Raw genomic sequence first — 15,271 nt, forward strand, 5'->3', positions numbered from 1 at the left:
AAATTTAGCTCGCAACCTGGGTTTCGATGGTTGGATTCATATCGACACCGAACTGCAACTCAGCCAGACTAGCGTAGAGACCGCCCTGCTTAATTAATTCATTGTGCGTCCCGCTAGCAACGATCTTACCTTGATCCATGACCAATATACGATCTGCCTTTAAAACTGTCGCCAAGCGGTGTGCAATCATCAAAGTCGTCCGCCCTTCCAAAAGATTATCCAGAGCCTGTTGAACCGCTTTCTCGCTTTGAGAATCCAATGCAGACGTCGCTTCATCCAGTAATAAAATCTCAGGATCACGCAAGATAGCTCTCGCGATTGCCAGACGCTGCCGCTGTCCACCAGATAGGCGCACCCCTTTTTCACCAAGGAAAGTCTCGTAACCATCAGGAAGATCTTTGAGGAACTCATGCGCGGACGCAGCTTTTGCAGCTTCGACGATATCTTCTTTGCTTGCCCCTGGCCGACCGTATCGAATGTTCTCCAAGGCTGTCGTAGAGAAGATTACAGGTTCTTGGGAAACCATGCCAATGTGCTGACGCATCTCAACAGGATCAAGATCTCTTACCGGTATGCCATCTATAGAAACATCACCCTTGTGCACGTCATAATAACGCAGTAACAGTTGAAAAACAGTTGTTTTACCCGCTCCCGACGGCCCCACGATAGCCACTTTCTCTCCCGCTTTAATATCAGCGGTAAAATTAATCATGGCAGCTTGGTTTGGGCGAGACGGATAATTAAAACTCACCTCTTTGAAAGAAACCGATCCCATGATTTTGGGTGGGAGATTTTTTGGATTCTCGGGTGCCGCAATATCCGTTTCCATTGCAAGAAGGTCCAACAATCTTTCCGTTGCGCCAGCAGCACGCTGTAAATCCCCAATGACCTCACTAAAAGCACCAAGAGAACCAGCGACAACAATCGCGTAGAAAACAAAGGAAGATAATTCTCCAGCAGAAATCGTGCCTTCAAGAACATCACGCCCGCCCATCCACAAAATCGCACTGATGGACCCAAAGACCAATACAATCACAACAGCAGTTAAAAGGGCCCGAAAACGGATTCGGGTCGCCGCAGTACCAAAAGCATCTTCAACACGGCTGGAAAAAAATCCACGATCAATTTCTTCATGACTAAAAGCCTGAACGGTTCGAATCGCCCCAATTGTTTCATCAGCAAAGACACCTACATCAGCAATACGGTCCTGACTATCCTTACTTAAACTGCGCACTTTACGTCCGAAAAAAAGTATTGGAATCAATACGAAAGGGATCACAAGAGCAACAAATCCCGTTAATTTCGGAGACGTAATAACAAGCAACGTCAAGCCACCAAAAAACATCAGGATGTTACGTAAAGCGATTGAAAAGGAGGAGCCGACGACAACTTGCAACAAAGTGGTATCTGTTGTGAGTCGCGATAAGATTTCTCCACTACGTGTGACTTCGAAAAAGGCCGGAGACATCTTGATAATGTGACTAAATACGGCCGTTCTTATATCCGCAACCACGCGTTCCCCTATCCAGGAAACCAGATAATAACGGGAATAACTGGCAAGCGCCAAAAGCACGGTTACACCAAAAAGAACGATAACCGCTTGATCCAACAAAGCGCTATCACCGCTTGAAAAACCTTGATCAATCAGCGCCTTAAGTCCTCGCCCCAACCCCAAAACTGTTCCTGCTGCAACGATCAAAGCAATCATTGCACCAAAGATCTGAAGCTTATAAGGACGGACAAATTGCCAAAGCAATAGCAGATGTTTGAGTTCTTTGCTGGTCGGTCGATCCGCGCTTTGCGTTTCTGATTTTTTGCGGGCGCTGTTGCGACTCATATTTTATTCCTGCCTTACAATCCTCAGTCAGAGGAGTAATCAAAATTATTCTTAGATATCTAATAACTGAATTGACCTTTCCACTCCAGTGTGAGAAACCACAAATTATTAAAGGCTTCAATGCGACCCTATGACCTAGCTAAGTGGTTTAACCCCGATTCGAGGTTTTCTACTTGCCACTAGGTACAGGGTCAGTTACAAAGCCCCCGCTTCCTATGGGGATACAGGACTATGAAAAAAGACATTCATCCAGAATACCACGCGATCAAAGTTGTTATGACTGATGGCAGTGAATTCGAAACACGATCAACTTGGGGCAAAGAAGGCGATACTATGCGTCTTGATATTGACCCAAAAAGTCATCCAGCTTGGACTGGCGAACACCGTTTGGTTGATACTGGCGGTCAAGTTGCTAAGTTCAACAAGCGTTTTGCAGCTTTCGGCATTAAGAACTAAGCCGTTTTCTGTTATGCGATAAGAAAAGGTCCCGTTTTACGGGGCCTTTTTTTTCGCTCGATCCAATTGAGAATCCAGTCGCATAACTCTTAAATAGATAGAATGACTGCGACCCATCAGATCCACCATTCTAGGGTCTGCACCAGTAGGAAGTTCATCTGGCACGTCACAAATGTTTTGACCCGCCAAACGATTTTCTTGCCTCGCAGCTACATCCATAGATACTTCTCCAGATAACACGGCACGTTGTAGCAATAACCACGCCATCACTTGGGTAAGCCTTGTCGTTAAGCGCATGCTTTCACAACATATTTGCAGACGATCCTCCGGGCGAAGCCAAGAATGACGATTACGGGATCGTGCAGCCATATAATCGCGGGCTTCACGCGTTAGCGATAATGCTTCTTGGTATGTCGAATCGAGAAAAGTGACCATATCCTGCCTGACGACTCTTACTTGCGCGTCCTCTATAAAAGAGTCCTACGCACTTTTTCTTCATTCTAACATTCAGTGCCTTAACAAAATATTGGTACGCAGTGATCACCGATAATTTCAACTTTCAAGATTTGATATTTTTACACCCAGATCTTGAAAACATTTTTTTTACACTTAACTCGATAGTTAAGAGAAATGCCTACGGGGTTTCACTTACACTCGTCGGCTTGACCATTAAGGTGAGCCAAATATGAAGCATGTTGCTCAATGGAGAACAAGCAATGAACCATCGTGACCTTACCCCTTTATTTCGTGCGACTGTTGGATTCGATCGTATGATGAATATGCTCGACACAGCAAAGCGTTTGGATAGTACAGCCTCAAGCTTCCCGCCCTACAATATTGAAAAAGTTGAAGAGAATGCCTATCGGATAACCATGGCCCTAGCCGGGTTTTCTGAAAATGAGCTCGAAGTAACTATCAAGGAAAACTCCCTGCTTGTTACGGGGCAAAAAGAGAAAGAGACCGAGCAAAACGTTACCTTTTTGCACCAAGGCATCGCCAATAGATCTTTCCAAAAGACCTTTGATCTTGCAGATCACATCAAAGTAACCGGAGCGAACTTAGAGAATGGTTTGCTCGTCATAGATCTTGCGCGAGAAATTCCAGAAGCTAAAAAGCCCAAAAATATTCCTATATTATCTTCAAACGGGAACAAAACTGGATTGATCAATAAGGGCTAGAAGCTTTTTCTCGCATTATTCATGATCATACGAGATGTCAAAAACACCAAAGGCCGGGCTTATTAAAGCCCGGCCAGTATTTTTTTGGCATATTTTCAACAAACGCTACGATTATAACCTCGTAGTCTTTTGTCCACCCTGTCAACTTGCCTTTGTTACGCAAGAGGTTATGTAGACTCGGAGCTACAGTCAAGGTCTTGTTTCAAATTTTGACACTTTTAAGACAAAGAATGCCTTTTTTTCACAATATAATTTTGGTCAAAAAAAAGACCGCCGGTTTAAACCGGCGGCAAGTCAACAGGGAGGCATCGTAAATTAAACTAAATTGTATAATAATCTAACTAAAGCTCTGTATTGATATTACCAACTTAAAACAAACCAACTAAAAATTGGTTAAGATTAGAAATAACATTTCTCATAATATAGATTTAGGAACATTTTTTTGAATTTCAAGTGTAAAAAATAAAGGGAATCTCAAGAAAAGAGCTTCCCTTTATCAGTCTTGATTTGAACCATAAATAAGCAATTATAATAATAACTTGAGAATTATTGAGCCATCCAACCACCATCTATTGAGTAAGGCGCACCAGTCATCTGAGAAGCAGCATCACTACATAAAAACACAGCCAAATCTCCAATTTGTTCTGGAGTGGAAAAATCTTGTGTTGGAGTCTTTTCAGAGACCATAACTCGTTTTTCCTCGTCAAAACTACGCCCACTCTTCATTGCCCTGGCTTCAATTTGCGTCTTAACAAGATCCGTAAGAACCCACCCCGGACAAATTGCATTTGAAGTTATGCCTTGTGTTGCAACTTCAAGGGCAACTGCCTTCGTTAAACCGACGACACCATGTTTTGCCGCTACATAAGCAGACTTATTTGCAGAAGCTGTTAATCCATGCGCAGAAGCAACATTGATAACTCTTCCCCACCCTTTTTCTTTCATACCAGGCAACGCCGCTTTAATTGTATGAAAGGCCGAAGAAAGATTAATGGCGATAATGGCATCCCAGCGATCTTCCGGAAATTCATCAACAGGAGAAACATTTTGAATTCCTGCGTTATTCACAAGAATATCAACACTCCCAAACAGATCCTGAGCTTGTTGAATAAGTTCCCGGATTTCATTTGGCCTTGTCATGTCAGCACCGGAATAGGCAACCTGAACTCCAAACTCAGATTTTAGTTTGTTTTCCAAAGCTAGAATCTCATCGCGATTACCAAAACCATTAAGCATGATATCAACACCTTGAGCAGCTAATCGCTCTGCAATGCCTTTACCAATACCGCTGGTCGAACCTGTAATGACTGCTGCTCTCCCTTTAAGGCTGGGCATAAGCATCTCCTGTTATATCTATTAGGTGTGATTGTGGACATTATTTGGGAAGAATATGGATGTAGTATGCGATCAATAACGTAACAGTGACAACAGATAGAATAGTCGAAGACAACACAATTGACGCAGCTCGCGCACTAAAAACACCATATTGTTGCGCCAAAATAAAAACATTTACCCCAGTCGGTTGAGCCGCAAGAATAACAGCAACTGCGCCCCAAAGTGGTGGAACATCTATAACATAGAAGACCAGGATTGAGACACAAAGAGGATATACAAGCGTCTTAAGGCCCACGATCAAAAAGCTCTGTTTCAAATCTCCGGCTAATTTGAACCCTGTAAGCGATACACCAAGTGAAAAAAGCGCACACGGAACAACGGCTCCTCCGAGCATTGATGTAAAACGATCCAATAAAGCAAAGAATTCCAAACCAGAGAACTGGTAAAGCCCGCCCGTGATTAATCCAATAATAATAGGGTTTTTGACAATCGAATTTACAAGCGCCTTCCCCATTGCTTTAGCCCCATCCCCCCCTCCTCGTTCTCGAGAAAGGTCGTATTCCGTTAGCATTGACGTTAACGCCATCAAAATTGGCGCTTGAAAGGCTATAAGCATGGTTAGAGGAACCATGCCTTCATCTCCAAAAGCAGAATAAATCAATGGAAACCCTAACAACAACAAGTTGCCATAGGTCGCTCCCATCGCCATGACTGCGGCTTCCTTTAGCTGGTGTCCATAATAAAAACGACCAAGAAGAGCACTAAACGCAAAGACAAGTAGCGACACACTATAAAAAGAGACAATCAACGAAAAATCGAGATCAGCTAAAATGTTTCCCCGAGCCATGGTTCTAAATAATAACGCTGGGATCGCAAGATAATAAACAAAGTGGGATAGGCCTTTGAGTGCAGAAGCTGTAACCCACTCTTTACGACCGACAAAATATCCACAAAGAATAATCGCGAATATAGGTAAAACGATTTCAAGGCTGGTGATCATGCCTTAAACAACCCGTCTAAGCCTTGGCGATGCTTTTCTTTCCGGGAAATTTCTATCCGCGCCCGCTCAATCTCTAATGCCAACGTTTCAATATATTCGTTAAGTTCCTCCAATCCCATCGGTTCCAGATCCTTAACCTTGGTTTTAGTTTTTATAGGTTCCAAATCATCTAAATTCATAATTATCTCCCGATCGAACTGCCTGTTCGTTTTATTTAATAGTAACTACATCGCGAGCATATTAGACTGTTCCGTAAAGAGAAAAACAGGATAAATATTCTCATAACGTCCTGAAACCATCTGTAACCAGAGGTAAAATCGTGTCCCGCGAAATTCCAAAACAAATGTCTGTCGTAGAAATCAAAGAGTTCGGAGATGCGGATCAACTCGTTCCCTCAACCCGCTCAGTACCAGAACCATCTGAAGGTGAGCTCCTTATAAAAGTAGCTTATGCTGGCGTTAATCGTCCCGATGTTATCCAACGCCGCGGACTTTACCCTCCTCCTCCGGGAGAATCGGATATCCCAGGCCTTGAGATTTCAGGCGTCGTTGTCAAAACAGGGATCAATGTTACTTCCTTTAAGGTCGGTGACAACGTTACTGGTTTAATAGGTGGAGGTGGTTATGCCGAATATTGTACAGCCCCCGCAGGACAATGCCTTCCAATTCCAGAAGGCTTTAGCCTTGAACAAGCAGCGGCTATTCCAGAAACTTACTTCACGGTATGGAGTAATGTCTTTGACCGCTGCGGGCTCAAACATGGTGAGACCATTTTAATTCATGGCGGAACATCCGGTATCGGCACAACCGCCATCCAGCTCGCAAAGGCCTTTGGTGCAAAGGTTATTACGACAGCAGGCAGTGATGAAAAATGTAAAGCCTGTCTGGAACTTGGCGCGGATTTAGCAATCAACTACAAAACCGATGACTTCGTTGAAAAGTCAAAAATCTTCACTGATGAAAAAGGGGTCGATGTCATTCTTGATATGGTTGGGGGAGATTATATTCAAAAAGATATCTCTGCCCTGGCTATGGATGGTCGACTTTGTTTTATCGCCTTTTTAGGTGGCCCTCAGGCCTCAGTGAATTTTATGCCCGTCATGCTCAAGCGTCTTAAAATTACAGGATCGACTTTACGTGCGCGATCCAAAGATTTTAAAACGGGTATCGCCCGTAATTTATACGAAAAGGTTTGGCCTCTTCTCGCCGAGAATAAACTTCAGCCCGTTCTTTATAAAACCCTCCCTCTTTCAAAAGCATGTGATGCTCATAAACTGATGGAATCATCAAAACATATAGGAAAAATCATGTTAAAGGTGACGGATTGAGAAAAAATCACCCCATATCTTTATTTCCTGCTTGGCCTCAGGGGATATTCAGGGTAAGCCACCAGCTGGGTATTTATTACCGTAGCCAGCGGACCATTAGCCGACGGCACGATTAGGAGAAACAATGTCTCAGCCACTAATGCCAAAAGCGACCGCCGTTTGGTTGGTCGAGAATACATCGTTAAGTTTCGAACAGATCGCCGGATTCTGTCAGCTTCATACCTTGGAAATCCAAGGAATTGCTGACGGAGAAGTCGCTGTAGGTATTCGGGGTATGGACCCGATTGCTAGTTCTCAGCTGACACGCGCAGAAATTGAACGTTGCGAAAAAGATTTAACAAAAACACTTCGCTTTTATCAGCAAGAAGGACTTCCGCAGCCTTCCAAGCGCACAAAAGGCCCTAGGTATACACCTATTGCAAAGCGCCAGGACAAACCTGACGGAATTTCCTGGCTGGTTCGGCATCACCCGGAATTAACTGATAACCATATATCAAAGCTTATTGGTACGACCAAGAAGACCATTCAGGCGATCAGAGATCGTTCCCATTGGAACATCAGTAATATTCGCCCAAGAGATCCTGTATTGTTGGGCCTTTGCAAGCAGGTTGATTTGAACCTGACCATCGACAAAGCGATTAAAGAAGCTCAAAAAGCAGGCCGTATTATTCCAAAGCCTGAGCCTATTGAAGAAGAGATCGTTCCGATGGAGCCCGCACCAGTGGTTGTTGAGGATCCTTACGAGGCCTTTACACGGGCATTCAAAAAGACTGACGATTAATATCATGACTTACACTCGAAAATTGCATTCGAGTTTTAAAAAGGCCTCTTCAATGAAGAGGCCTTTTTTTATTCAAAAAAAAGCCCGACCAAATATTGATCGGGCAAGTCTGGCGATAGCTCCATAAGACACTTCTAATGGAGCTTTCCGAGTACAGGATCACATAACCTGTACTCGGGTATTCCCTCATGAAAAATCATGATGGAAAGAAGGATAAAACCTAACTTAAGCAGAAGCAGCGTAACCAAGCCCCTTAAGTGCAATGGTTATCTCGTCAAGAATTGCAGGGTCATCAATCGTTGCCGGTACTTTATGCTCTTCGCAATCAGCAATCTTCCTCATTGTTGCACGAAGGATCTTCCCTGAACGGGTTTTTGGTAATCGATCAACAACTGCGGCAAGTTTAAAAGCAGCAACAGGGCCAATTTCTTTACGGACTTTTTGCACGACCTCTCCAATGACTTCATCATGAGACCGATTGGCTCCAGCTTTTAAAACCATAAACCCCAAGGGCAATTGTCCTTTCAGCTTATCAGCAACACCGATTACAGCACATTCCGAAACATCATCATGCGCAGCTAGTACCTCCTCCATTGCCCCAGTTGATAGGCGGTGACCAGCTACATTGATGATGTCGTCAGTTCGCGACATCACAAAAATATAGCCGTTTTCATCCTTGTATCCCGCATCACCGGTTTCATAGTATCCCGGAAAAGTACTGAGATAAGCTTCGTGGTGTCTCTCAGGTGCATTCCAGAGGGTTGAGAAAGTACCCGGCGGCAAAGGCAGGGTACACACTATTGCCCCTATATCACCCGCTCCCACTTCCTTATGTTCACTATCAAGAATGCGGACATCCCACCCAGGCACACACTTTGCTGGCGATCCCGCGACAATCGGTAACTGTTCAATCCCCAAACAATTCGAGGCAATTGGCCACCCCGTTTCAGTTTGCCACCAATGATCAATAACCGGGACTTTCAGTTTCTCCAACGCCCAATTGAGAGTATCGGGATCACAGCGTTCGCCGGCAAGAAAAAGGGTTTTGAAACAAGAAAGGTCGTATTTATCAAGATATGTCGCATCAGGATCTTGTTGCCGAATGGCTCGAAAAGCAGTCGGCGCAGTAAAGAGAACAGAGACCTTATGTTCTGATATCACACGCCAAAAAGCACCAGGATCGGGAGTACCAACAGGCTTTCCCTCGTACATAACCGATGTCGCCCCATACATGAGCGGACCGTAAACAATATAGGAATGCCCAACAACCCAGCCAACATCAGAGGCCCCCCAAAAAACATCACCAGGGGAAACATTATAAATATTTTTCATGGACCAATAGAGAGCAACAGCATGGCCGCCATTGTCACGCACAATGCCTTTGGGTTGCCCTGTTGTACCAGAAGTGTAGAGAATATACAGAGGGTCAGTTGCGGCCACAGGAACGCAATCTTTTACAGGCCCCTGACTTTCCACCTCAACCCAATCGAGATCTCGTCCGTCAATCATTGAGGCTTCAACTTGAGGACGTTGCCAAACAATACAATATGAAGGCTTGTGCGACGATAACTCAATTGCTTGATCAAGGAGTGGCTTATAGGGGATTACCTTACTGACCTCGATGCCGCACGATGCCGTAATAATCACCTTCGGTTGACAATCATCTATTCGGGTCGCCAATTCATTTGCAGCAAAACCACCAAAAACAACAGAATGAACAGCGCCAATTCTGGCACATGCCAACATGGCAACGGCTGCTTCAAGTATCATCGGCATATAGATGATTACGCGATCACCTTTTTGAACATTAAGGCCATCCAATGCCCCAGCGAATTTCTCGACCCTCGCCAAAAGCTGTGAATAGGTAATCTTCTCTTTTGAATCTGTAACCGGGCTATCATAAATTAGGGCAATCTGATTACCTCGCCCTCCTGCAACTTGGCGATCAAGGGCATTATAACAACTATTCAGCACTCCACCTTGAAACCAGCGATAGAAAGGTGCATCGCTATCATCGAGCACTTTTTCACACGGCTTAATCCAATCAATATTCTCCGCTGCTTCTGCCCAAAATTTTTCAGGTTCGGACAAAGAGCGCGCTTGCACTTCATCAAAAAGACCCATGGCGTGTCCCACTTTTATAATTTTTGTTTTCTCCAGTCTCCCAGACCAGATCTTAAGACTGCTGTATATCTTGCTTATGATCAAATGGCGTCCCTTGATAGGGTCGGTACTTGAAAATTATTTTACAAGATATTTACACAATATACGAAAACATAAAGAAACCCGCCTTGTGAAATACACAAAGCGGGTTTGCTTTTTTATCATTTATAAGCTTAAGACATTTTACCCTAAAGCTGTTACTGCGTTAATGTGAATCATTTAACTGTTCCATTTCATCTTTAACGCGAAGCTTTTGCTTCTTAAGTGACATAATTATGGATTCATCGGGATGCGGGCGCAGATTCTCCTGACCGATAGCGCTCTCTAAAGTAACGTGTTTTGTACGTAAGGACTCAATGCGTTGAGCAGTGGCCATATTCGTCTCCCTTTAGTTCCGTAGTTGCACTTACAGCTTCCCAAAAATACTACGGCAATTTTTTACTCTCAAAATTTTCCCAGCATAAAACACTACGAAGAAAACCCTTCATAGTCACAAGCAAACGTAATGTAAGAAAAATTGTTAAATCATGTTTGGACAGAACACTGGCAACTAGCCGAATGTAAGGCTTTAGTGTATGGGATATATTCAAAGCGTCCCAAACGCTAATACTTTGCCAATTTTGTACCAACCCAAACCCTATAACATTTTTGAGAAGACAGCGTATGGATTATGGTAGACCTGTCCAAACCGCTTGCCAAGAGGCTTGGTACATTTACTTCATTAATTCTTCACAAAAGTGAAAGATTGTTACCTATGACAAAAGAGAGAATCATCATCGGCATTAGTGGCGCAAGTGGGATCACTTATGGCATCAGGTTGTTACAAATTCTAAAAAACATGCCTATTGAAACTCATTTAATTATGAGTAAATCAGCTGAAATAACATTGGCTTACGAAAGTGACCTTAAAGTTTCTGATGTCAAAAATATCGCTGATGTAAGTCATAACATCAATGATATCGCTGCCTGTCTTTCCAGCGGGTCATACAAAACACTGGGTATGATTGTCGCACCCTGCTCAATTCGAACCATGTCAGAGATATCAACTGGCGTCACCTCGAGTCTTTTAACCCGTGCAGCAGATGTCATCTTAAAAGAGCGCCGTAAACTTGTCTTAATGGTCCGAGAGACACCTCTTCATACCGGACACCTTCGCACTTTGGTTAACCTTTCAGAAATGGGCGCGATCATTGCACCACCAGTCCCTGCATTCTATGCAAAACCAAATAATCTTGAAGAGATGGTTGATTACACATTGGGCAGAGTACTCGATATTTTCGACATCGAAATAGCTGGTATGAACCGCTGGGACGAGAACAGTAAAAAACGCCCTTAAACTTTAATACTGAGAACTTAGATACAGTCAAATTGAAACAGTCCATAGACACTTCTGACCGTGGATATTACTGAAATAACCATACAGCTTCTAAGGGAGGCAAATCTGGGAATCCTCCCCGAACAATTGCCGCCAAATCTGCACAATCAACAGTTCCAATAGCCTCAATCTCACAGAGATTCAAATACAAGATCATATTTTTGGCTGCAATTTCTGAGCATGGCTTTTCTGAGGGGCGTAATGTTAATTGAAGATGCATAAAATTTTGCTGTAAGGCTTCAGCCCAAAGTTCAGCATCTTTTACTTTCTGGCGCAGATCATCAGTATGGCGAAACCCATTTATCGTTTCAGTTTTCATCCAAACCCGAACATCTCGCAAAGGTTGGATGACATGATCTCGCCATTTCTCGATACCGAAAATCAAATTTGAGAGTTCAAGAGTTTTCAGTTCTTTTTCACAAAAACCTGCCCAACAGCAGAACAAGAGCAAATTGACATCAAGATCATATTTATCCTGCAGGACAATACATGCAGGCGCGACACCCTGTTGTCCGTAAACATCAAGAGAGAAATTCCAAAAAGGATTTGTCGGCAACTGGGTTTGATCAAACATCTTTACTTAAACTATAAATCAGCAATCTAGGGTCCCAAGGTTAAGGTAAGTTAGGGCATATATACACATAAGAGATCAATATCGGGCCGATTCGCCTAATGAGAAACTTATTTCTTACATTCTCTTATCAATCAAAACACACCATCTTTAGCTAAACTGGGGCGATTTTCACGAGATCTCGAGACAAGATGCCCGCTCCACGAGAATCTCTCATACTAAACCTATGCTTATTTTCAAAGTCAGAGTATAACTACTTCCTTCATATAACGTGCGTTTACGAGACATTTATAAATTGGCAGAGACCACAGGCAACAGCAGAAAAGAGCTTATCGAAGAACTCGAAAGCCTTAAGCAAGAACACAGAGACATGGATGATGTTATTGCACGTCTGCAAGAACACGCCCCGTTCGATCAACTCCAATTGGTGCGACTGAAAAAAAAGAAGCTCAATTTAAAAGATACGATGAATCGATTAGAAAGCCAGCTCTTACCCGATATCATTGCCTAATCTTTCAGACTGAAGAGAGGTTTCCCCAAACACTTCTGCTCAAAAGTTATTTTTAGCTCCCAAATTAATGACTTTCTGTTGGAAACTTTGAATAATAAGGAAAATAACAGCTTACTCTTGCACCTGTTTCGCTTTCTTTTTTTCGTACATAGCCTTATCTGCTGCCTTTAGCGCAGCATCAGCATCACTACCCTGAAAGTTATGTACCCCGTGAGAAACATGAACGCTCACGTTTTCCCCTTCATAATCAAAAGAGTGTCGTGATACTTCGTCAGCGAGGTATTGTGCTTTTTCTGTCGCAATTTCAGGCGGCGCTTGCAACAGAATAACCCCAAACTCATCACCACCAAGCCGTCCAACAATATCAGAAGAACGCACATTATTTAACAATGATGAAGCCACGTGCTTGATAGCTTCGTCCCCTGCTTCATGTCCGAGATTATCATTGATCTCTTTCATGTCATTTACATCAAGGTAAATGACACTTCCTGGTACCTCATAGCGTTCGCTATAGGACATCATACGATCGAGTTCACGAACAAAGGCGCGTCGATTAAGTACTGGCGTCAAAACGTCTTGATCAGCTAATTTCTCCAGATAATCTACCCGTTTTTTAGCTTGATCTAATTCTTGTCGAACGTCCTGAACTTCTTTCATAAGCTGCTCAATTGCCGCCCGGACCTTCGGCGTGAATTCGGACTCAGGAATTCCACCAATCGTGGCAACATCTTGAGGAGTGGTAACGCCACTTACGCTTTCGACAGTTTGGGCTGGTTTTACTGCTGGTGCAGCAGATACCCGACCCACACTGCTAACGGAACCCGTTCCGCCACGTGGTCTTTGGACCTTCATTCGTCAAGCAATCCCTTTGCTTTATAGCCTAATCCCTGCTTCCTGCCGGGATTTCATCATATGCACTTTTAACGTCAAATGAACTCGTTAGGCACATTATACAAAATTATTTTACATATTATTACCAAGAATAGGTAATTGAATATAAATTTCCACGCGCGCCTTTACTTGAGCTCTCTTTACTTGCCATATCTTACCACACGTCTTAATAATGCGCTCCGATACACTATAAGGCAGGATAAAGCCATGTCCGAGAAGTCTCCGCAAGTTGGTATTATCATGGGCAGCCAATCAGATTGGCCGACCATGAAACATGCGGCCGAAACACTCGATACCCTCGGCATCTCCTATGAGAAAAGAATAGTCTCCGCACACAGAACACCACAGCGTTTGGTAGAATACGCTTCAACGGCACGAGATCGTGGCTTAAACGTGATCATTGCCGGAGCAGGTGGCGCAGCACACCTTCCTGGTATGGTTGCTGCCATGACACCTCTTCCTGTTTTTGGTGTTCCGATTGAAAGTAAAAGCCTGAAAGGCCAAGACAGTTTGCTTTCAATCGTACAAATGCCCGGTGGTGTTCCCGTTGGAACATTGGCAATCGGCAAGCCTGGTGCCATTAATGCTGGATTACTTGCAGGATCTGTTCTTGCCCTTAATGATAAAAAAATCGCAGACGCACTGGACACTTGGCGGAAGAACCAGTCCGAAGCCGTCGCGCTTGAACCTGTAAACGATATTTAATGCAGCCTCCCTTGGAGACGATAGTCATGACCAAAACTCTTTCTGCACCTCTAGCACCCGGTTCAGTAATTGGTATTTTAGGCGGTGGCCAGCTTGGCAGGATGGCGGCTTCGGCCGCGGCTGAACTCGGCTATCACTGCCATATATTTTGCCCTGAAGAAGATTGCCCCGCGAGTGAAGTCTCCAAGTACACAACTGTGGCCAAATATGATGACGAGAAAGCTCTCGCAACTTTTGCGGAACATGTCGATGTCGTCACCTATGAGTTTGAAAATGTTCCCGCCAAAACAGCGGCCTTTCTCATTGACCGTGTTCCGGTAAACCCGGGACCAAACGTACTTCACATTTGTCAAAATCGCTTGCGGGAAAAAGATTTCTGCAACTCCATCAACGTACCAACGACACGATATGCTGAAGCAACAAATATAGAAGCACTTGATCGCGTTGTGCGTGATATCGGACGTCCCTGTGTCTTAAAAACCACCGAAATGGGGTATGACGGTAAAGGACAAACCTTTATCACTCCCGACACAGATCTGGCTGTAGCTTGGAAGACTGTGGCTGGCGACAAAGAGCAAGCTGAAACAATAATTGAAGCACTTGTTGATTTTCGGATGGAAATTTCTGTCATTGTCGCCCGTAGTATTCAGGGCGATTGCCAGGCGTATATACCTGTCGAAAATCGCCACAAAAATCATATTCTCGATCAGACCATTGTCCCGGCTCGTATATCTCAAAAGATAAGCGATCGCGCAGAAGCTTTGGCACGTCATATGGCAGAGGAAATGCAACTGGTTGGAATGATGGCTGTAGAGATGTTTGTGACCACCGATGACGAGATTCTTGTCAATGAAATCGCACCACGCCCTCACAATTCAGGCCATTGGTCTATGGATGCTTGTGTCACATCCCAGTTTGAGCAATTTATCAGAGCGACTGCCGGATTGGTTCTTGGCTCCGTCTATCGCCACTCTGATGCCGTGATGACAAATCTTCTTGGTAAAGATGTCGATAACTGGGCTGAAATCCTTTCAGATCCTGCTGCTAAACTTCACCTATATGGTAAAGATGAAGCTAAAGATGGTCGTAAAATGGGGCACGTCACCAAAGTCATTCCAAGGAAATGATAATTAACCACTCT

General features: G+C 43.9%; 17 protein-coding genes. 8 read left to right on the forward strand and 9 right to left on the reverse strand.

Annotated features, from left to right (window positions below):
* Positions 1-4: 4 nt before the first annotated feature.
* Positions 5-1,837 carry an ABC transporter transmembrane domain-containing protein gene (locus ACFSKO_RS00790; protein ID WP_380247381.1) on the reverse strand — a complete coding sequence of 611 codons (1,833 nt, stop codon included), beginning with the start codon at positions 1,835-1,837 and terminating at the stop codon, positions 5-7.
* A gap of 231 nt (positions 1,838-2,068) precedes the next feature.
* Here ACFSKO_RS00790 and rpmE point away from each other — a divergent pair, with 231 nt between their 5' ends.
* Positions 2,069-2,293, forward strand: coding sequence for a 50S ribosomal protein L31 (gene rpmE, locus ACFSKO_RS00795; protein WP_380247383.1), 225 nt, complete (start codon positions 2,069-2,071; stop codon positions 2,291-2,293).
* 36 nt (positions 2,294-2,329) lie between these two features.
* Here the strand turns inward: rpmE and ACFSKO_RS00800 are convergent, their stop codons facing one another.
* Positions 2,330-2,728, reverse strand: a complete 399-nt coding sequence (locus ACFSKO_RS00800) for a DUF1465 family protein (protein ID WP_380247385.1) — start codon at positions 2,726-2,728, stop codon at positions 2,330-2,332.
* Between the two features lie 281 nt (positions 2,729-3,009).
* Here ACFSKO_RS00800 and ACFSKO_RS00805 point away from each other — a divergent pair, with 281 nt between their 5' ends.
* Positions 3,010-3,471 (forward strand): Hsp20 family protein, encoded by a 462-nt coding sequence (locus tag ACFSKO_RS00805; protein WP_380247387.1) that lies wholly within the window; start codon positions 3,010-3,012, stop codon positions 3,469-3,471.
* A gap of 546 nt (positions 3,472-4,017) precedes the next feature.
* On the opposite strand, the gene ACFSKO_RS00810 is transcribed toward ACFSKO_RS00805, so the two are convergent.
* The 3 genes from ACFSKO_RS00810 to ACFSKO_RS00820 are packed head-to-tail and all read right to left on the reverse strand — an operon-like array spanning position 4,018 to position 5,985.
* Complete coding sequence (locus ACFSKO_RS00810) at positions 4,018-4,806, reverse strand: 3-hydroxybutyrate dehydrogenase (RefSeq protein WP_380247389.1); 789 nt, start codon at positions 4,804-4,806, stop codon at positions 4,018-4,020.
* A gap of 40 nt (positions 4,807-4,846) precedes the next feature.
* Entirely contained in the window at positions 4,847-5,806 is a 960-nt protein-coding gene (locus ACFSKO_RS00815; RefSeq protein ID WP_380247391.1) for an AEC family transporter, read from the reverse strand.
* The gene (locus tag ACFSKO_RS00820; protein WP_380247393.1) at positions 5,803-5,985 is read right to left on the reverse strand and encodes a DUF1192 domain-containing protein; all 183 of its coding nucleotides are present in this window, start codon (positions 5,983-5,985) and stop codon (positions 5,803-5,805) included. The genes ACFSKO_RS00815 and ACFSKO_RS00820 overlap by 4 nt, the downstream gene beginning before the upstream one ends.
* A 164-nt stretch (positions 5,986-6,149) precedes the next feature.
* Here ACFSKO_RS00820 and ACFSKO_RS00825 point away from each other — a divergent pair, with 164 nt between their 5' ends.
* Both ACFSKO_RS00825 and ACFSKO_RS00830 read left to right on the forward strand, forming a co-directional pair.
* On the forward strand, positions 6,150-7,133 hold the full coding sequence (locus ACFSKO_RS00825) for an NAD(P)H-quinone oxidoreductase (RefSeq protein ID WP_380249402.1): 984 nt from the start codon (positions 6,150-6,152) through the stop codon (positions 7,131-7,133).
* A gap of 124 nt (positions 7,134-7,257) precedes the next feature.
* Entirely contained in the window at positions 7,258-7,914 is a 657-nt protein-coding gene (locus ACFSKO_RS00830) for a DUF1013 domain-containing protein (protein ID WP_380247396.1), read from the forward strand.
* Between the two features lie 225 nt (positions 7,915-8,139).
* Here the strand turns inward: ACFSKO_RS00830 and ACFSKO_RS00835 are convergent, their stop codons facing one another.
* Positions 8,140-10,038 (reverse strand): propionyl-CoA synthetase, encoded by a 1,899-nt coding sequence (locus ACFSKO_RS00835; protein ID WP_380247398.1) that lies wholly within the window; start codon positions 10,036-10,038, stop codon positions 8,140-8,142.
* A 244-nt stretch (positions 10,039-10,282) separates the two neighbouring features.
* Positions 10,283-10,453, reverse strand: coding sequence for a YdcH family protein (locus ACFSKO_RS00840; protein WP_380247400.1), 171 nt, complete (start codon positions 10,451-10,453; stop codon positions 10,283-10,285).
* A 378-nt stretch (positions 10,454-10,831) separates the two neighbouring features.
* Between ACFSKO_RS00840 and ACFSKO_RS00845 the strand changes: the two genes are divergently transcribed.
* The gene (locus ACFSKO_RS00845; RefSeq protein WP_380247403.1) at positions 10,832-11,413 is read left to right on the forward strand and encodes a UbiX family flavin prenyltransferase; all 582 of its coding nucleotides are present in this window, start codon (positions 10,832-10,834) and stop codon (positions 11,411-11,413) included.
* A gap of 67 nt (positions 11,414-11,480) precedes the next feature.
* Here ACFSKO_RS00845 and ACFSKO_RS00850 read toward each other — a convergent pair whose 3' ends face one another.
* On the reverse strand, positions 11,481-12,026 hold the full coding sequence (locus ACFSKO_RS00850; protein ID WP_380247405.1) for a TIGR02444 family protein: 546 nt from the start codon (positions 12,024-12,026) through the stop codon (positions 11,481-11,483).
* A gap of 292 nt (positions 12,027-12,318) precedes the next feature.
* Between ACFSKO_RS00850 and ACFSKO_RS00855 the strand changes: the two genes are divergently transcribed.
* Complete coding sequence (locus tag ACFSKO_RS00855; RefSeq protein WP_380247408.1) at positions 12,319-12,534, forward strand: YdcH family protein; 216 nt, start codon at positions 12,319-12,321, stop codon at positions 12,532-12,534.
* Between the two features lie 111 nt (positions 12,535-12,645).
* Here the strand turns inward: ACFSKO_RS00855 and ACFSKO_RS00860 are convergent, their stop codons facing one another.
* Positions 12,646-13,386 carry a GGDEF domain-containing protein gene (locus ACFSKO_RS00860; protein WP_380247410.1) on the reverse strand — a complete coding sequence of 247 codons (741 nt, stop codon included), beginning with the start codon at positions 13,384-13,386 and terminating at the stop codon, positions 12,646-12,648.
* A 246-nt stretch (positions 13,387-13,632) separates the two neighbouring features.
* On the opposite strand from ACFSKO_RS00860, the gene purE reads away from it, so the two are divergent.
* Positions 13,633-14,130, forward strand: a complete 498-nt coding sequence (purE, locus tag ACFSKO_RS00865) for a 5-(carboxyamino)imidazole ribonucleotide mutase (protein WP_380247412.1) — start codon at positions 13,633-13,635, stop codon at positions 14,128-14,130.
* A 26-nt stretch (positions 14,131-14,156) separates the two neighbouring features.
* On the forward strand, positions 14,157-15,257 hold the full coding sequence (locus ACFSKO_RS00870; RefSeq protein WP_380247415.1) for a 5-(carboxyamino)imidazole ribonucleotide synthase: 1,101 nt from the start codon (positions 14,157-14,159) through the stop codon (positions 15,255-15,257).
* Positions 15,258-15,271: the final 14 nt, after the last annotated feature.

Origin of the sequence: Kiloniella antarctica (assembly GCF_042682825.1) — a bacterium.
Classification (GTDB): domain Bacteria; phylum Pseudomonadota; class Alphaproteobacteria; order Kiloniellales; family Kiloniellaceae; genus Kiloniella; species Kiloniella antarctica.